This window comes from Pseudomonas uvaldensis, assembly GCF_021271205.1.
Taxonomy (GTDB): domain Bacteria; phylum Pseudomonadota; class Gammaproteobacteria; order Pseudomonadales; family Pseudomonadaceae; genus Aquipseudomonas; species Aquipseudomonas uvaldensis.
On record NZ_JAIWKS010000004.1, the window covers coordinates 388,069 to 411,565 of the forward strand.

Genomic DNA, 23,497 nt, shown 5'->3' on the forward strand with positions numbered 1-23,497 from the left:
CCGATGAGAGAGCGCCATGTCCAAGAACAATAAAGAGCTGATCCTCAGCGCCCCGCTCAGCGGCCCGGTGCTCACCCTCGCCAGTGTCCCGGATGCGGTGTTCGCCAGCGGCGCCATGGGCGACGGCATCGCCATCGACCCGCTGAACGACACACTCCATGCGCCTTGCGACGGCGAAGTGATTCACGTCGCCCGTACGGGCCACGCCGTGACCCTGCGCGCCGACAACGGCGCCGAACTGTTGCTGCACCTGGGGCTGGACACTGTCGAGCTACAGGGCGACGGGTTTTCCATGCTGGTCAAAGTAGGCGCCCGGGTCAGCAACGGCCAGCCGCTGCTGCGCTACGACCTGGACAAGGTGGCGCGGCGCTGCAAGAGCCTGGTGAGTCTGCTGGTCATCACCAATGGCGAGCATTTCCAGGCGCGCCCCATCACCCTCAAAGGGGTGAACGTCGGCGAGCCGCTGATGCACCTCATCGCCACGACGCCAGGTGGAACACAAGACAGTGAACAGGACGGCGGCATCGAAGTCCGCGGCCAGATCCGCATCGCTCATCGCGGCGGCCTGCACGCCCGGCCAGCGGCGCTGGTTCGCCAGACCGCCCGACGTTTCAAAAGCCGCTCGCATCTGCATTTCGACGGCCGATCGGCAGCCTGCGACAGCGTCATGGGGTTGATGGGCCTGGCCATCGCCGAGCAGGCGGAGGTTCACGTCAGTTGCCGTGGCAGCGATGCCGAAGCCGCACTGCAAGCCTTGCTGGCAACCTTATCCACAGCCCTGGCCGAGGAAACCCAGGCGGCTGCGCCCGTGGCAAGACCGCAACGTCATCCCGCCGAGGACGGTGTGCTGCAAGGTGTCTTGGCCGCGCCTGGCCTGGTGGCCGGACCGCTGGTCCGGCTGGGTGCCATTGAGTTGCCGGACGACGTGGGTGGCCATGACATCCAGGCACAGCACCAGCGGCTGGAGGTGGCCCTCGAACAGGTCAGCGACGAGATCCGGCGCACCCTCGACCACGCCAGAATCCGAGGCGATCACAACGAGGAGGCGATTTTCGATGCTCATCTGGCGTTGCTGGAAGACCCGATCTTGTTGGATGCCGCCCATCTCGCTATTGACCAGGGCCACGGCGCGCCCCACGCCTGGAGCCAATCCATCGAGGCGCAATGCCAAGTGTTGCAGCAACTGGGCAGCGCTCTGTTGGCGGAGCGCGCCAACGATCTGCGCGACTTGCGCCAGCGGGTGCTGCGGGCCTTGCTGGGTGAAGCCTGCTCATTCGACGTCGCGGCGGGAAGCATTGTCGCCGCACAGGAGCTGACCCCGTCGGACCTGCTGCAACTCAGTGCCCAGGGTGTGGCCGGCGTCTGCATGGCCGAAGGCGGCGCAACCTCCCATGTGGCGATCCTGGCGCGGGGCAAAGGCCTGCCTTGCCTGGTGGCACTCGGCCCGCAGCTGCTGACCCAGGCATCCGGGCAAACGGTCGTGCTCGACGCAGACGGCGGTCGTCTCGAACTGGCGCCCACCGCCGAACGCCTGGCACGGGTGCAGCAAGCCCAAAGCCAGCATGCGGCCCGCCGTGCCCGGCAGCAGATCCTCGCCCACACCCCGGCACGGACGCTCGACGACGTGCATATCGAGGTCGCCGCCAACGTTGCCTCCAGCACTGAGGCAGCCCAGGCCTTGGCAAACGGCGCCGATGGCGTGGGACTGCTGCGCACCGAGTTCCTGTTCGTCGACCGTCACACCGCCCCCGACGAAGCGGAACAATGCCAGGCCTACCAAGCCGTGCTCGACGCCATGGGCGACAAACCGGTAATCATCCGCACCATCGACGTGGGCGGCGACAAACAGCTGGATTATCTGCCGCTGCCGGCCGAAGCCAACCCGGTGCTGGGGTTGCGGGGCATTCGTCTCGCTCAGGCGCGACCGGAACTGCTCGATCAGCAACTGCGGGCCTTGCTGCAAACCCGCCCGCTGGAACGTTGCCGGATTCTGTTGCCGATGGTGACGGAGGTCGACGAACTGCTGCACATCCGCCAGCGCCTCGATGCCTTGGCGGCGGAACTGGGCGTGAAGGAACGCCCGCAACTGGGGGTGATGATCGAAGTACCGGCCGCCGCGTTACTGGCCGAACAACTGGCCGAGCATGCCGACTTCCTGTCCATCGGCACCAACGATCTGTCGCAGTACACCCTTGCCATGGACCGCGATCATGCTGGCCTCGCCGCCCGTGTCGACGCGCTGCACCCGGCGCTGCTGCGGCTGATCGCCCAGACCTGTACCGGCGCCGCAAAGCATGGGCGCGGGGTCGGCGTGTGCGGCGCCCTGGCTTCCGATCCGCTGGCGACGCCGGTACTGGTCGGGCTGGGGGTGCGGGAGTTATCGGTCAGCCCGTCGCAGATCGGCGAGATCAAGGCGCGCGTGCGCCACCTCGACACCGTCAAGTGCGCATGCCTCAGCGCCGAATTGCTGAACCTGGGCAGCGCGGCCGCGGTGCGCCGCGCCTGTCACCAACACTGGCCCCTGGGCTGAGTCCGGTCGAAGAACAATAAAAGGAGAAGCGCCATGTATCAGCATTTCATCGAAGGATTGCAACGCCTCGGCCGGGCACTGATGCTGCCTATCGCGATCCTGCCGATTGCCGGCCTGTTGCTGCGCTTGGGCGACACCGACCTGTTGAACATCGCCATCATCCATGATGCCGGGCAGGCGATTTTCACCAACCTGGCGATGATCTTCGCCATCGGCATCGCCGTGGGCTTCGCCCGGGACAACAATGGCACGGCGGGGTTGGCCGGAGCCATCGGCTACCTGGTCCTGATCGCCACGCTGAAGGTCCTCGACGCCACTATCAACATGGGCATGTTGGCCGGGATCATCAGCGGTCTGCTGGCCGGTGCGCTGTACAACCGCTTCAAGGACATCAAGCTGCCGGAATACCTGGCGTTCTTCGGCGGTCGACGCTTCGTGCCGATCGTCACCGGTTTCAGCGCCGTTGGTCTGGGGGTGGTGTTCGGCCTGATCTGGCCGCCTGTCCAGCAGGGCATCAACAGTTTCGGCGCCCTGCTGATGGAAAGCGGCAGCTTCGGCGCCTTCGTGTTCGGCGTGTTCAACCGGCTGTTGATCGTCACCGGCCTGCATCACATCCTCAACAACATGGCCTGGTTCATCTTTGGCAGTTTCACCGACCCGCAGACGGGTGCGGTAGTCACCGGCGACCTGACCCGTTACTTCGCCGGCGACCCCAATGGCGGCCAGTTCATGACCGGCATGTTCCCGGTGATGCTGTTCGGCCTGCCCGCCGCGTGTCTGGCGATGTACCGCAACACCCTGCCCCAGCGGCGAAAAGTCATGGGCGGGATCCTGTTATCCATGGCGCTGACCTCGTTCCTCACCGGAGTCACCGAACCGGTGGAATTCGCCTTCATGTTCCTGGCGCCGCTGTTGTTCCTGCTGCATGCCCTGCTCACCGGCTTGTCGATGGCGATCACCGATTGGCTGAACATCCGCCTGGGCTTTACCTTCTCCGGCGGCTTCATCGACATGGTCCTGGGCTGGGGCAAATCGAACAACGGTTGGCTGGTGGTGCCGGTGGGCCTGGCCTACGCGGTGATCTACTACACCGTGTTCGACTTCTGCATCCGCCGCTTCGACCTGAAGACTCCGGGACGTGAAGAGGTGCCGACAGGCGACAAACCGGTCATCGCCGAAAACCAGCGAGCTGCGGCCTACATCCAGGCGTTGGGTGGTGCTGACAACCTGATCACCATCGGTGCCTGCACTACGCGCTTGCGGCTGGACATGGTGGATCGCAACAAGGCGTCCGATGCCCAGCTCAAAGCCCTCGGCGCCATGGCCGTGGTGCGCCCCGGTAACGGCGGGAGCCTGCAGGTGGTGGTGGGGCCGATGGCCGACAGCATTGCCGATGAAATCCGCCTGGCAGTGCCTTGCGCCATTCGTCCGGTCACCGCATCGGTACCGAATGTCGCTGTGCAGACGACGCCAGCTGCCCTCTCCAGCACCGAAGCGCAACAATGGCTGGACGCCCTCGGAGGCCAGGACAACCTCCTGCAACTCGATTGCGTGGCGACGAGCCGGCTACGGGTGCGACTGGCCGACGACAAGGGCTTGTCGGAAATTCAGCTCCAAAGGTTAGGGTGTCAGGGTATAAGCCCGCTGGAAGGTGGCGTCTGGCACTTACTGCTGGGGGAAAAGGCGCCGAGGTTATGGCAGGCCTTGGATGGTCTGGCGCATGGTCGCAAGGTCGATACAGGGGCCTAGCTCCTTGGCGAGGGAGCTGCGCTGTACCTGTGGGGGCGAGCCTGCTCGCGAAAGCGTTGGGCCAGCTACATCTATCAACCGACAGTCCGCTTTCGCCGGATCGCCGCCCGGAGTAAGTCCGAATCGGTACCCGGCCTGAGGCTTATCTACAGCGCCCCTCGACAAAATCTTCGATTAAAGACCATCGAGCAAGAGCTCGCCGCTGTCAGAAATCACAGGTTATGCAGAACTACAAGTCGTTACAGCCAATAAACATAACCTGATCATCCGCGACTGCACTCAATAGAGCGGCTTGTTACAAATCAAATATTACGGCCCACCACAGTCATCTACGCTCACTCTTATGCAGTGAGCCGAGGCGCACCCCAGCGGGGGCCTCGCACTGCGCAACGGGTAGTTAAACTGTCAATTCGAAGAATAGGTCGTAATGAAGTATGTGATTCGATTGGCGTCCTCGTTCCAGCTGAGGTGTCCAAATCATGAATAGAAGCAACGGTTTTGTACGGGTGGCAACTGTCGTCGTGGTATTGGCAGGCGTGCGGCAAGCAGGCCCGGATGCGTGGGCAGCAACTCAGGACCAAGCGCAGAAAGATGACCCCTGGTACCAGGCCTGGCTTCAGGTCACTGCGGATTCAAGCGTGGATATCCGCAAGACCGTACCCTCGTTGCGTTGGCGTACCGACATGGACACGCTCTACCGGGGCGATACGACGGGCCAAGGCCTGAATGCCTTCCGGGACGGGCTGTTGCCCAAGGCTGTGGGCGTTCCCGAGAACGAATGGGTATACGATTGGTACAACCACGCCGGTGGGTCGGAGGGGACGGTATTCAGTAGCACAACACGCAACCGACTCATCGGTGAACACTACGCCAGTGAGTGGCTTTACGAGCTCACCGCCCCCCATGGCATCGATCAGGTGCAATCGGGTGGGCCTTTCCCCCGAGAGGAGGAAATCAGCTTCCCGGGCGGAGTAAAGGGGCAGTTCATCAAAAGGGCCTGCAGGGCGCTCGATTTTACCAATTGCGTGACAAACCCAGACTACCGTGAACCCACCGGCCATGAAACGATGCAAGAGATCGCTGCGATTTCCATCGATTGGAACCGAGTGGTGCCTCCAGAGGGCCTGGCGTGGGTAACAAACAAGCAATCCGTCTGGGCAGTCGGCTCTACGAGAATCAACCCCGTGCAGGGAGCGGATGCGCTGAGCCAGGGACTGAAAGCCTGGAATTCTCTGCCACCGAACCTGAGATTGGCGACGGTGCCGGAGTCTCCCCTGGCTCAATCGGTCGTTGTCGCATTTCGCGACTATAGCGAAGCCAAACTCTGGGCCACCCAGCAAGCCACTAACGGCGGCTGGGTCTATGAAGTCAGGCCCAACAGCATGGCAGTGGATTTATCGGTACGTAACGTAGGTACGCGTGAAGGCGCGTACGCGTTCATCGGCGGTATCAAGGGCGGGCTGTTGATGAATGCCCGTCGGTTCGAGAAAGGTGTGAGCGAACCGGTCGAATGCATTGGCATCGAAAAAGAAGCCTGCCGCCTCGAAAACCGACATCAATAGACAAGCCAGGGAGAGCCTCCGTGGGAGCGGGCTTGCTCCCGAAGAGGCCAGTACGTCCAACATCAATGCAAGCTGACCCGACGCCTTTGCGGGTAAGCCCGCTCCCACAGTTGATTGGCGTCAAGCACATATTTCGGGCCCACTGCAGGTCCCATGTGGGAATCGGCTTGCGCTGGCGGGCAATATGTTAGCTCTTAAACAAAAAACCCGCTGATTGAATCAGCGGGTTCCTCATTCGACGAGCGAAGGATCAGAAATCCTCCAGTCGCCACACTTCATACGCCGGCGTCTCGTAGGGATGGCTCTGTTTCAGCGCGTCCACCACGCCACGAATCAGCTCATCGGCAACGACGAGCTCCACTTTCCACTCCTCGACCTGCTCGACCTGCCCCGCCTCGCCGATGAACGGCTGGCTGCCGTCCAGCGGGCGAAACTGGCCCAGGCCCAGCACTTGCCAGGCACAGTGGTCATAGTCGCCGATTCGTCCGCCACCGGCGGCGAATACGGCGCTTTTGACCTCGTCCACGTGGCTGGTCGGGACGAAGAAGCAGAGCTTGTACACGCCTTTAGTTCACCCAGACACGTGCGTTGCGGAACATGCGCATCCAAGGAGCATCTTCGTTCCAGTCGTCCGAACGCCACGAGTTCTGCACCGCGCGGAACACGCGCTCCGGGTGCGGCATCATGATCGTGACGCGGCCGTCGCGGCTGGTCAGACCAGTGATCCCGCGTGGCGAACCGTTCGGGTTGGCCGGGTAGGTTTCGGTGACCTTGCCATGGTTGTCGACGAAACGCAGCGCCACGCAACCGGACAGGTCGGCTTCGAGCAGCGCTTCCTCGCTTTCGAATTCCGCGTGGCCTTCGCCGTGGGCGATGGCGATCGGCATGCGCGAACCGGCCATGCCCTGCAGGAAGATCGAATTCGATTCCTGCACCTGGACCATCGCCACGCGCGCTTCGAACTGCTCGGAGCGGTTACGCACGAAGTGCGGCCAGTACTCGCTGCCCGGAATCAGCTCGTGCAGGTTGGACATCATCTGGCACCCGTTGCACACGCCGAGGGTGAAGCTGTCGGTGCGCTCGAAGAAGCCCTGGAACGCGTCGCGGGCGCGGCTGTTGAACAGCGCCGACTTGGCCCAGCCTTCACCGGCACCCAGCACGTCGCCGTAAGAGAAGCCGCCGCAGGCGACCATGCCCTTGAAGTCGTTCAGGTCGACACGACCGGCCAGGATGTCGCTCATGTGCACGTCGATCGCGTTGAAGCCGGCACGGTCGAACGCCGCAGCCATTTCCACCTGACCGTTGACGCCCTGCTCACGCAGGACCGCCACTTGTGGGCGAACGCCTTTCTTGATGTAAGGCGCGGCCACGTCCAGGTTGACGTCGTAGCTGAGCTTGGCGCTCAGGCCCGGGTTGTCTTCTTCCAGCAGGGCGTCGAATTCCTGGTCGGCGCACTCGGCGTTGTCCCGCAGGCGCTGGATCTGGTAGCTGGTTTCAGCCCACTGGCGCTGCAACAGTCGGCGCTGGCCTTCAAAGACAGTGTCGCCGTTGAAGGTGATATTGATGTGGGCGTTGTTGATCGGCTGGCCGATCACCGAGACGCAATCGGCCAGGCCGGCAGCGCTGAACTGGGCGAGGATGTCCGGGGTGGCGTCCTGGCGAACCTGGATCACCGCACCCAGCTCTTCGTTGAACAGGATGGCCGGGATTTCAGCGGCGGACTCGGCCACGCTGTCGAGGGTCAGGCTCAGGCCGCAGTGACCGGCGAAAGCCATTTCCACCACGGTAGTCAGCAAACCACCGTCGGAACGGTCGTGGTAGGCCAGCAGGTGGCCGTCGGCGTTGAGGCCCTGGATCACGGCGAAGAAGGCCTTCAGGTCTTCCGCGTCATCGACATCCGGCGCCTGCTTGCCGAGCTTGCCATGCACCTGGGCCAGGATCGAGGCGCCCATGCGGTTCTGGCCACGGCCCAGGTCGATCAGGATCAGATCCGTGGTGCCCTTGTCCATGCGCAGTTGCGGGGTCAGGGTCTGGCGTATGTCGGTGACCGGAGCGAAACCGGTGACAATCAGCGACAGCGGCGAGGTCACGCTCTTGTCCTGACCCTCGTCTTTCCAGCGCGTGGCCATGGACATGGAGTCCTTGCCCACCGGAATGGTGATGCCCAGTTCCGGGCACAGTTCCATGCCGACGGCCTTGACGGTGTCGTACAGGCGGGCATCTTCACCGGGGTGACCGGCGGCGGACATCCAGTTGGCCGACAGCTTGATGTCGGAAATCTTGCCGATGCGCGAGGCCGCGAGGTTGGTCAGGGTCTCGCCGATCGCCATGCGGCCCGACGCCGGGGCGTCCAGCAGCGCCAGCGGCGTGCGCTCGCCCATGGCCATGGCTTCACCGGTGTAGACGTCGAAACTGGTGGCGGTCACGGCGACGTCGGCCACCGGCACTTGCCATGGACCGACCATCTGGTCACGGGCCACGAGGCCTGTGATGGTGCGGTCGCCGATGGTGATCAGGAAGCTTTTGCTCGCCACGGCCGGATGGTGCAGCACGCGCTCGATGGCGTCGGCGATATCGAGGGTGGACGGATCGAAATCGTCGCCCAGCTCGGTTTCGCGTACGGCCGAACGGTGCATGCGCGGGGCCTTGCCCAACAGCACTTCCAGCGGCATGTCCACCGGGCTGTTACCGAAGTGGCTGTCGGTGACGGTCAGTTGCGGCTCGGCAGTGGCTTCGCCGACCACGGCGAACGGGCAACGCTCGCGCTCGCAGATGGCCTGGAAGCGCTCGAAGTCGGCCGGGCCAACCGCCAGGACGTAACGCTCCTGGGATTCGTTACTCCAGATTTCGTGCGGAGCCATGCCCGGTTCGTCGTTCGGAATGTTGCGCAGTTCGAAGCGGCCACCACGGCCACCGTCGTTGACCAGTTCCGGGAAGGCGTTGGACAGGCCACCCGCGCCGACGTCGTGGATGAAGCTGATGGGGTTCTGGTCGCCCAACTGCCAGCAACGGTCGATGACTTCCTGGCAGCGGCGTTCCATTTCCGGGTTTTCCCGCTGGACCGAGGCAAAGTCCAGGTCCGCCGAGCTGGTGCCGGTGGCCATGGAGGACGCAGCACCGCCACCAAGGCCGATCAGCATCGCCGGGCCGCCGAGGACGATCAGCTTGGAGCCAACCACGATCTCGCCCTTCTGCACGTGTTCGGCGCGGATGTTACCCATGCCGCCAGCGAGCATGATCGGCTTGTGGTAGCCACGAACTTCCTCACCGCGCGGGGTGTCGATGGACTGTTCGAAGGTCCGGAAATAGCCGGTCAGGGCCGGACGGCCGAATTCATTGTTGAACGCCGCGCCACCCAGGGGGCCTTCGATCATGATGTCCAGGGCGTTGACGATGCGCTCAGGCTTGCCGTACGGCTTTTCCCATGGCTGTTCGAAGCCCGGGATCTGCAGGTTCGACACCGTGAAGCCGGTCAGGCCGGCCTTGGGCTTGGCACCGCGACCGGTGGCGCCTTCGTCGCGAATCTCACCACCGGAACCGGTGGACGCACCCGGGAACGGGGCAATCGCGGTCGGGTGGTTGTGAGTCTCGACCTTCATCAGGATGTGCACCGGCTCCTGGACTGCACCGTACTGGCGGGTCTCGGGGTTCGGGAAGAACCGGCCGGCGACGTTGCCGACGATGACCGCGGCGTTGTCCTTATAGGCCGACAGCACGCCTTCGTTGTGCATCTGATAGGTGTTCTTGATCATGCCGAACAGGCTTTTTTCCTGGCTCTGGCCGTCAATGTCCCAACTGGCGTTGAAGATCTTGTGGCGGCAGTGTTCGGAGTTGGCCTGGGCGAACATCATCAGTTCGATGTCGTGGGGGTTGCGCTTGAGGCCCTGGAAGGCATTGACCAGGTAATCGATCTCGTCTTCGGCCAGGGCCAGGCCCAGCTCGACGTTGGCCTTTTCCAGCGCGGCGCGGCCGCCGCCCAGCACGTCGATGGCGGTCAGCGGCTTGGGTTCGGCGTGGCTGAACAGACCGGCGGCCTGTTCCAGGTTGCCCAGCACCACTTGGGTCATGCGGTCATGCAGGCCGTCGGCGATCAGTTGGGCCTCGGCCTCGCTGAACTCACCGGCGACATAAAAGGCAATGCCGCGCTCCAGGCGCTGGATTTTCGACAGGCCGCAGTTGCGGGCGATGTCGCTGGCCTTGCTCGACCATGGCGAAATGGTGCCGAAACGCGGCAGGACCAGGAACAGACGACCGGTCGGTTCCTGGACGGGAACACTGGGACCGTACTTCAGAAGGCGCGCGAGCACCTGCTGTTCGTCGCCGGTCAAACCGCCGGTGACTTCGGCGAAGTGAGCGAACTCAGCATACAAGCCACTGACAGCCGGGACCTTCTGGCTCAGTTGCTCAAGGAGTTTGCTGTGGCGAAAGGCAGAAAGGGCAGGAGCGCCGCGCAGGATCAACATCTTCGGGACAGCCTCGGGAAGGGGGTGTGCTTTGAGGCCGTGCATTCTAGCCTAAACCGCCGCCAACGGCACCCGAAACGGCATGCCCGATGCTCGCCGGATGTCGGTCTTTGTGCCGATGGCGCCATTGCCGGCATCGCGCAGATATATTTTTTATCGGTCCGATCCCCTTCGCCCCCGCGGCCGGCGTGTGTTGCAGACATGTTTTGCAACCGCTACCAGACTGGCCTGTCACTGTCGAGATATGGCGCCAAGGGCCGTTTGCGTATACTGCGCAGATGTTTTCCCCAACGGCTTTGCGTCCGCGGTACGCCAGATGGCTGATCGCAACCGGACTCTTCCTGGTGCTCAGTGGTTGTGTTGAGAAACCCAACACACTGGAGCGCGTAAAGGAGGATGGCGTGCTGCGGGTGATCACCCGAAACAGCCCTGCCACCTACTTCCAGGATCGCAATGGTGAAACCGGCTTCGAATACGAGCTGGTGAAGCGCTTCGCCGACGATTTGGGGGTGGAGCTGAAGATCGAGACCGCCGACAACCTCGATGACCTGTTCAGCCAGATCGGCAAGCCCACCGGCCCGGTCCTGGCCGCCGCCGGCCTGGTCAGCAGCGAGGCGCGCAAGAAACAGGTGCGGTTTTCTCACTCTTACCTGGAAGTGACGCCGCAGGTCATCTACCGTAACGGCCAGTCGCGCCCCACCGACGCCGCTGGCCTGGCGGGCAAGAAGATCATGGTGCTCAAGGGCAGCACCCACGCCGAACAGCTGGCGCAACTGAAACAGCAATACCCGGGCATCGAGTACGAAGAGTCCGACGCGGTCGAGGTGGTCGACCTGCTGCGCATGGTCGATGAAGGCCAGATCGACCTGACCCTGGTGGACTCCAACGAAGTGGCGATGAACCAGGTGTACTTTCCCAACGTACGCGTAGCCTTCGATCTGGGCGACGCTCGCAGCCAGAGCTGGGCGGTGGCCCTCGGCGAAGACAATAGCCTGCTCAACGAAATCAACAGTTATCTGGATAAGGTGCAGAAGAATGGCACCCTGCAGCGGTTGAAGGATCGTTATTACGGCCACGTCGATGTCCTCGGCTACATGGGCGCCACTACCTTCGCCCAGCATTTGCAGCAACGGCTGCCCAAGTACGAGCAACATTTCAAGACCTATGCCAAGCAGGAAAAGGTCGATTGGCGCCTGTTGGCCGCTATCGGCTACCAGGAATCGCTCTGGCAACCGGCGGTCACTTCCAAGACCGGGGTGCGTGGCCTGATGATGCTGACCCAGAACACTGCCCAGGCCATGGGCGTGTCCAACCGCCTGGATCCGAAGCAGAGCATCATGGGCGGCGCCAAGTACCTGGCCTACATGAAGGACCAACTGGACGAAAGCATTCAGGAGCCGGACCGCACCTGGTTCGCCCTCGCCGCCTATAACGTCGGCAGCGGACACCTGGACGATGCCCGCAAACTGGCGGCCAAGGAAGGGCTGAATCCCAACAAGTGGCTGGACGTGAAGAAGATCCTGCCGCGCCTGTCCCAGAAACAGTGGTACAGCAAGACCCGCTACGGCTACGCCCGGGGCGGCGAGCCGGTACACTTCGTGGCGAACATCCGTCGCTACTACGACATCCTGACCTGGGTGACGCAACCACAACTGGAAGGCGACCAGGTGGCCGAGGGCAACCTGCACGTACCGGGCGTCGACAAGAGCAAACCGAACCAGGAAACGCCGCCGCTTTAACGCCTCCCCCTCCCAAATGTGGAAGCGAGCTTGCTCCCGATAGCAGAGTGTCAGTCAATATCTTTACTGGCTGATCTATCGCTTTCGCGGGCAAGCCCGCTCCCACAGGGATGAGGCAAGGCTCAGGTTCTGGCAGCCGCCAGGATCAGCGCCTTCATCTCCGCCACCGCCGACTTGAACCCAACGAACAACGCATGGGCCACCAGCGCATGGCCGATGTTGAGTTCGTTGATGCCTTTGATGGCCGCCACGGCTTCGACGTTGTGGTAATGCAGACCATGGCCGGCGTTGACGATCAGCCCCTGGGCCAGGCCGAAAGTGACGCCATCGGCCACGCGCTGCAGCTCATCGGCTACATCAGTGGGCGTCTCGGCATCGGCGTAGCGACCGGTGTGCAGTTCGATGGCCGGGGCACCGACACGCTTGGAGGCTTCGATCTGGCGCTCGTCGGCGTCGATGAACAGCGACACCTCGGCACCGGTCTTCGACAGCCGCTCCACCGCGGCCCTGATCCGTGCTTCCTGCCCCGCCACATCCAGGCCACCTTCGGTGGTCAGCTCCTGACGCGTCTCCGGTACCAGGCAGATATGCGCCGGACGGATGCGTTCGGCAAACGCCATCATTTCCTCGGTCACGCCCATTTCGAAATTCATGCGGGTCTGCAGCACATCCTTGAGCAGCAACACGTCGCGCTCCTGGATGTGGCGGCGGTCCTCGCGCAAATGCACGGTGATGCCGTCGGCGCCCGCCTCTTCGGCGTCCAGTGCGGCCTTGACCGGATCCGGGTAGCGGGTACCACGGGCCTGGCGCAGGGTGGCGACATGGTCAATATTCACGCCGAGAAGAATGCGATTGCTGGTGCTCACGAAAAAGCGCTCCTGAATGGGCAGATAGTCGGCCCACAGCATACGGGTTGATCAGGGCTTGCGAAACAGCTCGCGACTGACCAGGGGCTTGCCCCCCAGGTGAACCGCCAGGGCCTGGCGCATCAGGCGCTTGGCCGCTGGCAATGCGCCCGGCGCGCTCCAGTCGGCTTCGGCCATGGCCAACAGCTCCGTGCCGTTGAACAGACCGGGTTGCAACAAATGGACCTGCTCCAGGCCGGCGTCCACCTGCAAGCGATACAGGCCGTCCGCAACGATGGGCTCACCATGCAGATCGGTGTCCAGGGCAAAGCCATAGCCCAGGTCATCCAACAAGCGCCATTCGAACGAGCGCAGCAAGGGTTCCAGCGGACGGCCTTCGGCCAGGGCAAGCAGCGTCGCGGTGTAGTGGTCGAAGACCGTGGGATGGGGATCTTCGGGGGGCAGAAGGCGGATCAACAGTTCATTGAGGTACAGGCCACTGAACAGCGCTTCGCCGTTGAGCCAGGCCGCGACGCCATTGCTCTCCATGCGCCCGACGTTCTTCAGTTCGCCCCGGCCACGGAATTCCACTTCCAGCGGCACGAACGGTCGGGCCAGCGTTCCCGCCTTGCCCCGTGCCCCGCGCAACACCGCTCGCAACCGGCCCTGGGGGGTGAGGAAATCCACCAGGGCACTGGTCTCGCGGTAGGCGCGTGAGTGCAGGACGTAGGCGGATTGGGCGGTGGGTTGGGTGGGGGACATGGAAATGAAGTCTCGCTGACGGAGCACAATTTTATAAACGACCCAAACCAATGTGGAGCGGGCTTGCTCGCGAAAGCGGTGTGTCAGTTATCGATGAATCGACTGACAAGCCGCCTTCGCGAGCAAGCCCGCTCCCACAAGGTCCGTGTTGTACCGCTGGATGAATTACAGGTCGCCGTAACCCAACGAACGCAACGCCCGCTCGTCATCGGACCAGCCGCCCTTCACCTTGACCCACAGGTTGAGCATGACCTTGGCATCGAACAGCAGCTCCATGTCCTTGCGCGCTTCGGTGCCGATGCGCTTGATGCGCTCGCCTTTGTCGCCAATGATGATTTTCTTCTGGCCGTCACGTTCGACGAGGATCAGCGCATGGATGTGCAGGGTCTTGCCTTGTTGCTTGAACTCTTCGATTTCCACGGTGATCTGGTACGGCAGCTCGGCGCCCATCTGGCGCATGATTTTCTCGCGCACCAGCTCGGCAGCGAGGAAACGGCTGCTGCGGTCGGTAATCTGGTCTTCAGGAAAGAAGTGATCGTTTTCCGGCAGTTGGTCGGCGATAACCCGCTCCAGCGCATCGAGGTTATGACCATGCTGGGCCGAAATCGGAATGATCTGGGCATTCGGCAGTTGCTCCTGCAACCAAGTCAGGTGCGGCATCAACTCAGCCTTGTCCTCGATGCGGTCGGTCTTGTTCAGCGCCACGATCAGGGGACCGGTCACGTACTGGACGCGTTCGAGGACCATCTGGTCTTCTTCGGTCCATTTGGTGCGGTCGACCACGAAGATCACTACATCGACGTCTTTCAGCGCCGCCGAAGCGGTCTTGTTCATGTAGCGGTTCAGGGCCTTTTCGCCACCCTTGTGCATGCCGGGGGTGTCGACATAGATCGCCTGCACGTCGCCTTCGGTCTTGATGCCCAGCATGTTGTGGCGGGTGGTCTGGGGCTTGCGCGAGGTGATCGCCAGTTTCTGGCCCAGGATGTGGTTCAGCAATGTGGATTTGCCCACGTTTGGCCGACCGACAATGGCGACATAGCCGCAACGGGTAACAGTTGTATCAGTCATTGCCATTCTCCACGCCCAGGGCGATCAGTGCTGCGGCGGCCGCTACCTGCTCGGCAATACGGCGGCTCACGCCCTGGCCCCGACTTTTTTCATTCAACAGGACAACCTCGCACTCGACGAAGAAGGTTCGGCAATGCGGTTCACCCTGGATATCCACGACTTCGTAACGGGGCAATTCGCAACTGCGCGATTGCAGGAATTCCTGCAAACGGGTCTTCGGATCCTTGTTGGTGTCCACCAGCGTCAGGCTGTCGATCTCGGAGGTCAACCAGGCCAACACACGCTCGCGGGCCGTTTCAATACCCGAATCCAGGTAGATGGCACCGATCAGGGCTTCAAGGGCGTCAGCCAGGATCGACTCGCGACGGAAACCGCCGCTCTTCAACTCACCGGAGCCCAGGCGCAGGTAATCACCCAGGTCGAAACCACGGGCCAGCACGGCCAGGGTCTCACCTTTTACCAAACGTGCGCGCAAACGCGACAACTGGCCTTCACGAGCCAGCGGGAAACGTTCGAACAGCGCTTCGCCGGCGACAAAGTTGAGGATGGCATCGCCGAGGAATTCCAGGCGCTCGTTGTTGCGCCCGGCAAAACTGCGATGAGTGAGCGCCAGGAGCATCAGTTCCTGGTCCTTGAAGGTGTAGCCGAGCTGACGCTCGAGGCGGCTTAGAGAAACGCTCACGGTTTACCCACGCTGAGTTCGTGGCTGGATTCCACCGCCATGGCGGCAAGGCACCACTGGCTTGGGACAATTAACGCTGTGTTCAAAAATAACGTCCTGACGATCGTTGGCGCCTTATGCAGGCTCCAGAAATGCATTCGGCGCTGTGTTCAACAGCGCCGTTGTGTTTACTTGATCAACCCGACCCGCGAGAAATTCGGCAGGTGGCTGAGTTTGGGTTCCGGCCAGCTCATCCAGACCGCAAAGGCCTTGCCGACGATATTCCGATCGGGGACCATGCCCAGCATGTCCTTGGGAATGTTAGGGTCATCCCAGTAGCGACTGTCGTTCGAGTTGTCGCGGTTGTCGCCCATCATGAAATAGTGCCCGGCCGGCACGGTCCACGAATGGTCCGGGGTGGCACGGTAGCGGCTCATTTCCTTGCGGATCAGGTGTTCGGCCTCGCCAAGCTTTTCCCGATAGAGCTCGGCGCTGCCCAGGGTGCCCGGCTCGGAGCCAAGCAGTTGCTCGGCCACCAGCTCGCCGTTAACGAACAGACGCTTGTCGGCGGTGTAGCGGACCTTGTCACCCGGCAGACCAACCACGCGCTTGATGTAGTTGACGTTCGGGTCACTCGGGAAGCGGAACACCATCACGTCGCCGCGTTTCGGGTCACCGACCTCGATGATCTTCTTGTCGATCACCGGCAGGCGGATGCCGTACGAGAACTTGTTCACCAGGATGAAATCCCCCACGTCCAGGGTCGGTTTCATCGAGCCCGATGGGATCTGGAAGGGTTCCACCAGGAACGAGCGCAGCACCAGCACGATGAACAGCACCGGGAAAAACGACTTGCCGTATTCGACCAGCAGCGGCTCTTTGTTGAGCTTTTCGAGCACCACGCCATCAGGCTGGCTGACGCTGCCCTGATAGGAGGCGATGGCAGCCCGGCGCCGAGGCGCCAGGAACAACAGATCGAGCAACGCCAACAAGCCGCAGACGAACACGGCAATAACCAGTAACAGCGGGAAATTTAGCGACATAGGACCTAACTATCCAACCTGAGCACCGCAAGGAAGGCTTCTTGTGGAATTTCCACGTTACCGACCTGCTTCATGCGTTTTTTACCGGCCTTCTGCTTTTCCAACAGCTTGCGCTTACGGCTGACGTCGCCACCGTAGCATTTGGCCAATACGTTCTTTCTGAGCGCCTTGACGGTTGTACGCGCCACAATCTGCCCACCAATGGCGGCCTGGATTGCCACGTCGAACATCTGCCGCGGAATCAGATCCTTCATCTTCTCGGTCAATGCACGACCTTTGTAATGCGCGTTGTCACGGTGCACGATCAATGCCAGGGCATCGACCTTGTCGCCGTTGATCAGCACATCCAGCTTCACCAGATTAGCCGATTGGTAACGATCGAAATGATAGTCCAGCGAAGCGTAACCGCGACTGGTGGATTTCAGGCGATCGAAGAAATCGAGTACCACTTCGTTCATCGGCAGGTCATAAGTCACCTGGACCTGCGTACCGAGGAACAGCATGTCGTGCTGAACACCACGCTTCTCGATGCACAGCGTAATGACGTTGCCCAGGTGCTCTTGAGGCACAAGGATGTTGGCCCGCACGATCGGTTCGCGCATGTCTTCGATCGACGACAGGTCCGGTAGCTTGGACGGGTTATCGACGTAAATGGTTTCGCCGGTCTTGAGCAACAACTCGAAGATTACGGTCGGAGCCGTGGTGATCAGGTCCAGGTCGTACTCGCGCTCCAGGCGCTCCTGGATAATTTCCATGTGCAGCATGCCCAGGAACCCGCAACGGAAGCCGAAGCCCAGGGCGTCGGAGCTTTCCGGGGTGTACTGCAGCGAAGAGTCGTTGAGAGTCAGTTTCTGCAGGGCTTCGCGGAAGTCCTCGAAGTCGTCGGAACTGACCGGGAACAGGCCGGCATAGACCTGGGGCTGGATCCGCTTGAAACCGGGCAGCACGTCGACATCGGGCGTGGAACTCAAGGTCAGGGTATCGCCCACCGGCGCCCCGTGAATGTCCTTGATGCCGGCGATGATGAAGCCCACTTCACCGGCCTTGAGGTCGGCGGTGGCGGTGTGTTTCGGGTTGAAGACACCGACGCTGTCCACCAGGTGGACCTTGCCGGTGGACTTGACCAGGATCTTGTCGCCCTTCTTCACGCGGCCATGGCGCACGCGAACCAGGGAAACAACGCCCAGGTAGTTGTCGAACCAGGAATCGATGATCAACGCTTGCAGCGGATCTTCGATGTTGCCGGTCGGCGCGGGAATGGTGCTCACCAGGCGCTCGAGCACTTCGTCCACGCCCAGACCGGTCTTGGCGCTGCAAGTGACTGCGTCGGTAGCGTCGATCCCGATGATTTTCTCGATCTCTTCCTTGACGCGCTCAGGCTCGGCCTGGGGCAGGTCGATCTTGTTCAGGACCGGCATGACTTCCAGGCCCTGCTCGATGGCGGTGTAGCAGTTGGCAACCGATTGGGCCTCGACGCCCTGGCCGGCATCGACCACCAGCAGCGCACCTTCACAGGCCGCCAGCGACCGGCTGACTTCATAGGTGAAGTCGACGTGGCCAGGGGTATCAATGAAGTTCAGTTGATAGGTGTTGCCGTCTTTGGCCTTGTAATAGAGGGTGACGCTGTGGGCCTTGATGGTAATCCCGCGCTCACGCTCGAGGTCCATGGAGTCCAGGACCTGGGCTTCCATTTCGCGCTCGGTCAGGCCGCCGCACATCTGGATGAAACGATCAGCCAGCGTCGACTTGCCATGGTCAATGTGGGCGATGATGGAGAAATTGCGGATATGACTCAAATCACTCACGGATCAACACTCAAAAAGGCTGCAGGCAGGGCCCGCCGAAAAATAGCCGGGAATTGTACCTGATACAGCCGCCGTTGTGGCGAGGGGATTTATTCCCTCGCCACAAGCCTGCTCGCCACGGAAATTGGGATCAACCCGCCCGGCGCAGCAACCACAGCCCCGCCAACGCACAGACACCGGCTGGCACCAGCACCGCCAACAGAGGCGGAAAACCGAACACCAGGCTCGATGGCCCCAGCAGGTCCTGGGCAATACGGAAGGTGAAACCCACCAGCACACCGGTGAACACCCGCTGTCCGAGGGTCACCGAACGCAGCGGGCCGAAGATGAACGAAATCGCCATCAGCACCAGGGCAGCGGTGACCAACGGTTGCAACACCTTGACCCAAAACGCCAGCCAGTAGCGGCCGTTGTTCAATCCCTGGTCGGCCAGGTAGTGGATGTACCCCCACAAACCGGTAATCGACAGGGACTCCGGTGCCATCACCACGGTGCTGAGCAACTGTGGACTGAGCGCCACATCCCAGCGTTCCTGGGGAGCCGCGACCACCTCGGTACGCTTGTCATGGAACAAGGTGGTGGTGACACCGCTCAGTTGCCAGTGATCTTCGACGAAAGTGGCCCGCTTGGCGAAGCTCGACGACAGCATGTGTCGCTGATCGTCGAAGCGATAACGGGTGACACCGTACAGGATGCCGTTGGGCTGGACCGAGTTGATGTGGATGAACTCGTCGCCCTGGCGGTGCCAAAGACCGTGCTTGGCACTCTGGGCATCGCCGCCACCCTGGGCCAGGGAACGGTTGGCCTGGGCAGTGTTCTCGGTAGCCGGAGCGATGTACTCGCCAATCAGCACCCCTACCAGCATCAGAATCAGCATCGGCTTCATGACCGCCCAGACGATCCGACCGATGGACACGCCGGCGGCGCGCATGATGGTCAGCTCACTGTTGCTGGCCAGGCTGCCCAGACCGATCAGACAGCCGATCAATGCCGCCATCGGCAGCATGTCGTACAGACGCCGCGGGGCGGTCAGCAGCACATAACTGGCCACGTCAGCCAGGGTATAGGTATCGCTGACATCGCTCATTTCATCGATGAAGGCAAACAAGGTCGCCAGGCCCAGGATAATCCCCAGCACGGCGAGGATCGCCATGAACACGCTGCTGCCGATATAACGGTCGAGCTTAACCACGGGCCACCTCCAGCGCGCTGCGGCGACTGGCCAGCTTCAGGCGCAGTGGCTCCCAGTAGAGCAGCCCCAGGCCGATCACCAGGAAAATCGAATGCACCCACCACAGGCCCAGCGCCGGCGGGATCTTGCCTTTTTCCAGGGCGCTGCGGGCGGAAATCAAAATGGTCAGGTAAGCCATATAAAGAAGAATCGCCGGCAACAGCTTGAGGAAACGGCCCTGGCGCGGGTTGACCCGAGCCAGCGGAACCGCCATGAGGGTCACGATAAACACCAGCAATGGCAGCGACAGGCGCCATTGCAGCTCGGTGCGGGCGCGGATGTCATTGCTCCCCAGAAGGCTGGCGGTCGGCATGGCGTCACGGTCGGTGACTTCCTCGCTGACCTCGGGTTTGGGCAGCAGCACACCATAGGTGTCGTACTGGATGGCCCGGTAATCGGCCTGCCCCGGCTTGCCGTCGTAGCGGTAGCCGTTTTCCAGGATCAGGTAACGGTTGCCGTCGGGCCTGATTTCCTGGCGCCCTTTCTCGGCCACCAGTACGGAAATGCCGCGATCTTTCTTGGTGTCCGAAGACAGGTTCTTTTGTGTAATGAAGACGCCGGCCAGGTTGACCCGGTCATCGGAAAGCTGTTCGGTGTAGGTAACACGGGTACCGTCGCGCAGGGCCTGGAAACGTCCTGGCACCAGGGTATCGAACTCGGTCAAGGCGTCCTGTTGATTGATCAGCAACTGGAACTGGTTGGCCCCCTGGGGCGCCAGACTCAGGCTCAACCAGGCCACCAGCAGCGCCACCAGCGCTGCCGGGAACAAGGTGATGCGAAACAGGCGTTGCTGGCTCATGCCCGTAGCCGACAGCACGGTCATTTCGCTGTCCAGGTACAGGCGACCGTAGGCCAACAGGATCCCCAGGAAAAGCCCCAGCGGCAGGATCAACTGCAAAAAGCCCGGCAGACGGAATCCCATGATCAGGAACAGGGAACCTGGGTCCAGGGCGCCGGAAGCGGCCTGGGCGAGATACTTGATGAAGCGCCCGCTCATGATGATGACCAGCAGCACGGCGCTGACCGCGCTCAGGGTCAGCAGGACTTCACGGGACAGATAACGGAAGACGATCAAACCAGACACTCCAGGGTTGTCAGGCTAGGGGCCAAACAAGCAAACCTATCGGCAAGCCGCCGAAAAAAGAGCCGCATTATCCTGTGATTGGAGGCGCCTGTCACTGCACACGCTTTAAACCGGCGCTCAAAGCCGTAAAGTCAGGGCCGACGAGGGTTGTCAGCCTCGGGCGTGGGGGTTCAAACTGCGGCCTTTGTCGCCGGCGAGTCCGGCGTCTTCCTAGGCTCTGTATGAAAAGTCTTGAGACGAAGGTCAGGCAAGGCGAAAACAGCCGAGCAAGCGCAGTGTACTGGAGTACATGAGCATTGCGAGGCTGTTTTCAACGCAGCATGAACGAGTATCAAGGCTTTTCGTACAGAGCCTAATAAAGAAAAGCTCGCTCTGCGCGCCACTGTCTCGGCGCCGGGCATCTTGACCATTCACTCAGGGATCCGGACATGGAACTGGTTGTAAAAAGCGTCAGCCCAGAAACGTTGAAAACCGCCACGCTGGTAGTCGCCGTCGGCGAGGAGCGCAAGCTCGGTGCCGTTGCCACCCAGCTCGATGCCCTGTGTGGCGGCGCCATCAGTGCCGTGCTCAAGCGCGGCGACCTCGCGGGCAAGGTCGGCCAGAGCCTGTTGCTGCACAATCTGCCTAACCTCAAAGCCGAGCGTGTACTGCTGGTGGGCGTAGGCAAGGAGGCGGAGCTGGGCGACCGGCCATTGCGCAAAATCATTGCCGGCGTGCTGGCTACCCTCAAGAGTCTGGGCGGTGGCGACGCCGCCCTGGCGCTGGATGAGCTGGTGGTCAAGGGCCGCGACAGCTATGGCAAGACCCGGCTGCTGGCCGAAACCCTGCTGGACGGCGAATACCAGTTCGACCGTTTCAAGAGTCAGAAAGCCGAACCTCGCGCCCTGAAGAAAATCACTCTGCTGACCATCAAGGCCGCACAGGCCGAAGTCCAGCGCGCGGTGACCCACGCCACCGCAATCGCCAATGGCATGGCATTCACCCGCGACCTGGGCAACCTGCCACCGAACATCTGCCATCCGACGTTCATGGGTGAGCAGGCCAAGGCCCTGGGCAAAGCGTTCAAGAGCCTGAAAGTCGAAGTCTTCGACGAGAAGAAAATCAAGGACCTCGGCATGGGCTCGTTCTACGCCGTGGGCCAGGGCAGCGCCCAGCCGCCACGCCTGATCGTCATGCAATACAACGGTGGCAAGAAATCCGAGAAGCCGTATGTGCTGGTCGGCAAGGGCATCACTTTCGACACCGGTGGCATCAGCCTCAAGCCCGGCGCCGGCATGGATGAAATGAAATACGACATGGGGGGCGCCGCCAGCGTGCTGGGTACCCTGCGTGCCGTGCTCGAGCTGCAATTGCCGATCAACGTGGTGGGCATCCTGGCCTGCGCCGAGAACATGCCCAGCGGCACGGCTTCCCGCCCGGGCGACATCGTGACCACCATGAGCGGCCAGACCGTCGAGATCCTCAACACCGACGCCGAAGGTCGCCTGGTGCTGTGCGACGCCCTCACCTACTCCGAGCGTTTCAAGCCGCAAGCGGTGATCGACATCGCGACCTTGACCGGTGCCTGCGTGGTGGCCCTGGGTGCCCACACCTCTGGCCTGTTGGGTAACAACGACGAACTGATCGGCCAACTGCTCAGCGCCGGCCAGCAAGCCGATGACCGCGCCTGGCAATTGCCGCTGTTCGACGAGTACCAGGAACAGCTGGACAGCCCATTCGCCGACATCGCCAACATCGGTGGCCCGAAAGCCGGGACCATCACGGCGGCCTGCTTCCTGTCGCGCTTCACCAAGAACCTTAACTGGGCGCACCTGGACATCGCCGGCACGGCATGGACCAGTGGCGGCAAGGACAAGGGCGCCACCGGTCGTCCGGTCCCCCTGCTGACTCAGTACCTGCTGGACCGCGCCAAGGCCTGACACCAATGACCGCCGGCGTCGCCTTCGGGCGGCGTCCCCGGCGGCTCAGGAACCGCAATGACCAAAGTCGATTTCTATATCCTGCCCAGCGCCGACCCGGCGGCTCGGCTGGATTTTGCCTGCAAGCTCACCGAAAAGGCCTGGCGCATGGGTCATCGCATCTACCTGTATTGCAGCGATGCCGCCCAGCGCGAGGCGCTGGACGCACGTCTATGGTCTTTCAAAGGCGAAAGCTTCGTTCCCCACGGGCTCGCTGAAGACGAACCCGACGGGCTGATCGTGTTGGGGCTGGGAGACGACTGCGTCCAGCACCAGGACCTGCTGGTCAACCTTGACCTGAAAGTACCGGCCTTCGTTCAGCGCTTCGCCCGCGTGGCGGAGGTGGTGGTGGAAGACCCGGCCATCCGGCAAGCCGCGCGGGAGAGTTTCCGTTTCTACCGCGAACAGGGCTATTCTCTGCAAGACCACCGTTTACAGCGACTCTGAGCCTACGATGGATACTCCAAAGACACCGCAAAAGCCTCCGCACCTGTTGGATGACCTAGAGTCGATCCGCCAACTGCTCGGTGACGATAATCTGCAGCCGCCACTGCTGACCGAGACGGTGGAACAGCCTCCAGTGCACGAGGAACAGATTCCCCTGCTGTTCGAGCCAATCAACGGTCAGCCCGAACCCAAACCCGTCCCCAGGGCCGAGCCCAAGGGCCCCGACGCCCTGCTGCACCTGGATCGCGAATTACGCGCCGCCGCACAGTTGATCATGCAAGATGTCATCGATGACTTCGCCCCGCATATCGAAACCGAAATCAAGCGTCGGCTGGATGCGCGGATGGAGCGACTGCTGAGCCAGTACGAGTAACCCCTTGTGGGAGCCGAGCTTGCTCGCGATGGCGGCGGGCCAGCCTGCATCAATCCTGGATGTGCCGCCGTCATCGCGAGCAAGCTCGGCTCCCACAAGGGGGGCAGTGTTCACACTCTCTGCGCCTGTGGCTTGCATCTCCCCCGCCCGCTATACTTCCCGGCTTTTCCTGAATAA

17 protein-coding genes are annotated in these 23,497 nt (G+C 62.0%); 7 read left to right on the forward strand and 10 right to left on the reverse strand.

Translation table 11 applies throughout. The features are described from left to right. Positions 1–16 precede the first annotated feature (16 nt). The 3 genes from ptsP to LCU97_RS11495 all read left to right on the forward strand — a co-directional run bounded on the left by ptsP (position 17) and on the right by LCU97_RS11495 (position 5,841). Complete coding sequence (gene ptsP, locus LCU97_RS11485) at positions 17–2,530, forward strand: phosphoenolpyruvate--protein phosphotransferase (RefSeq protein ID WP_232776446.1); 2,514 nt, start codon at positions 17–19, stop codon at positions 2,528–2,530. A gap of 33 nt (positions 2,531–2,563) precedes the next feature. After that, entirely contained in the window at positions 2,564–4,279 is a 1,716-nt protein-coding gene (gene nagE, locus LCU97_RS11490) for an N-acetylglucosamine-specific PTS transporter subunit IIBC (RefSeq protein ID WP_053146761.1), read from the forward strand. Positions 4,280–4,758: 479 nt separating this feature from the next. Beyond that, positions 4,759–5,841 (forward strand): scabin-related ADP-ribosyltransferase, encoded by a 1,083-nt coding sequence (locus LCU97_RS11495; RefSeq protein ID WP_232776448.1) that lies wholly within the window; start codon positions 4,759–4,761, stop codon positions 5,839–5,841. Between the two features lie 250 nt (positions 5,842–6,091). Here LCU97_RS11495 and LCU97_RS11500 read toward each other — a convergent pair whose 3' ends face one another. Together LCU97_RS11500 and purL are read right to left on the reverse strand one after the other, a co-directional pair. Next, positions 6,092–6,403, reverse strand: a complete 312-nt coding sequence (locus LCU97_RS11500) for a Nif3-like dinuclear metal center hexameric protein (RefSeq protein WP_053146757.1) — start codon at positions 6,401–6,403, stop codon at positions 6,092–6,094. Positions 6,404–6,407: 4 nt separating this feature from the next. After that, entirely contained in the window at positions 6,408–10,304 is a 3,897-nt protein-coding gene (gene purL / locus LCU97_RS11505) for a phosphoribosylformylglycinamidine synthase (RefSeq protein ID WP_053146756.1), read from the reverse strand. Between the two features lie 278 nt (positions 10,305–10,582). Between purL and mltF the strand changes: the two genes are divergently transcribed. After that, a complete protein-coding gene (gene mltF, locus LCU97_RS11510; RefSeq protein ID WP_082339626.1) occupies positions 10,583–12,043 on the forward strand; it encodes a membrane-bound lytic murein transglycosylase MltF in 1,461 nt (486 codons plus the stop codon). A gap of 122 nt (positions 12,044–12,165) precedes the next feature. Here the strand turns inward: mltF and pdxJ are convergent, their stop codons facing one another. The 8 genes from pdxJ to lptF all read right to left on the reverse strand — a co-directional run bounded on the left by pdxJ (position 12,166) and on the right by lptF (position 20,533). Further along, complete coding sequence (gene pdxJ, locus LCU97_RS11515) at positions 12,166–12,909, reverse strand: pyridoxine 5'-phosphate synthase (RefSeq protein ID WP_053147429.1); 744 nt, start codon at positions 12,907–12,909, stop codon at positions 12,166–12,168. Positions 12,910–12,960: 51 nt separating this feature from the next. Beyond that, the gene (gene recO, locus LCU97_RS11520) at positions 12,961–13,650 is read right to left on the reverse strand and encodes a DNA repair protein RecO (RefSeq protein WP_053146752.1); all 690 of its coding nucleotides are present in this window, start codon (positions 13,648–13,650) and stop codon (positions 12,961–12,963) included. A 165-nt stretch (positions 13,651–13,815) separates the two neighbouring features. Then, positions 13,816–14,718 carry a GTPase Era gene (gene era, locus LCU97_RS11525; RefSeq protein WP_053146750.1) on the reverse strand — a complete coding sequence of 301 codons (903 nt, stop codon included), beginning with the start codon at positions 14,716–14,718 and terminating at the stop codon, positions 13,816–13,818. Beyond that, positions 14,711–15,400, reverse strand: coding sequence for a ribonuclease III (rnc, locus tag LCU97_RS11530; RefSeq protein ID WP_053146749.1), 690 nt, complete (start codon positions 15,398–15,400; stop codon positions 14,711–14,713). The genes era and rnc overlap by 8 nt, the downstream gene beginning before the upstream one ends. Positions 15,401–15,567: 167 nt before the next feature. Beyond that, complete coding sequence (gene lepB, locus LCU97_RS11535) at positions 15,568–16,422, reverse strand: signal peptidase I (RefSeq protein WP_232776450.1); 855 nt, start codon at positions 16,420–16,422, stop codon at positions 15,568–15,570. Between the two features lie 5 nt (positions 16,423–16,427). Next, complete coding sequence (lepA, locus tag LCU97_RS11540; protein WP_053146744.1) at positions 16,428–18,227, reverse strand: translation elongation factor 4; 1,800 nt, start codon at positions 18,225–18,227, stop codon at positions 16,428–16,430. Between the two features lie 130 nt (positions 18,228–18,357). Further along, on the reverse strand, positions 18,358–19,419 hold the full coding sequence (lptG, locus tag LCU97_RS11545) for an LPS export ABC transporter permease LptG (RefSeq protein WP_053146741.1): 1,062 nt from the start codon (positions 19,417–19,419) through the stop codon (positions 18,358–18,360). Continuing rightward, entirely contained in the window at positions 19,412–20,533 is a 1,122-nt protein-coding gene (gene lptF / locus LCU97_RS11550) for an LPS export ABC transporter permease LptF (RefSeq protein WP_053146739.1), read from the reverse strand. Before lptF ends, lptG begins: the two co-directional genes overlap by 8 nt. 437 nt (positions 20,534–20,970) lie before the next feature. Between lptF and LCU97_RS11555 the strand changes: the two genes are divergently transcribed. From LCU97_RS11555 to LCU97_RS11565, 3 genes are read left to right on the forward strand one after another with little or no spacing between them, the layout of a single operon-like run. Then, the gene (locus tag LCU97_RS11555; protein ID WP_232776451.1) at positions 20,971–22,461 is read left to right on the forward strand and encodes a leucyl aminopeptidase; all 1,491 of its coding nucleotides are present in this window, start codon (positions 20,971–20,973) and stop codon (positions 22,459–22,461) included. Positions 22,462–22,518: 57 nt separating this feature from the next. Beyond that, complete coding sequence (locus LCU97_RS11560) at positions 22,519–22,947, forward strand: DNA polymerase III subunit chi (RefSeq protein ID WP_232776453.1); 429 nt, start codon at positions 22,519–22,521, stop codon at positions 22,945–22,947. A gap of 7 nt (positions 22,948–22,954) precedes the next feature. Further along, on the forward strand, positions 22,955–23,320 hold the full coding sequence (locus tag LCU97_RS11565) for a hypothetical protein (protein WP_053146733.1): 366 nt from the start codon (positions 22,955–22,957) through the stop codon (positions 23,318–23,320). Positions 23,321–23,497 lie beyond the last annotated feature (177 nt).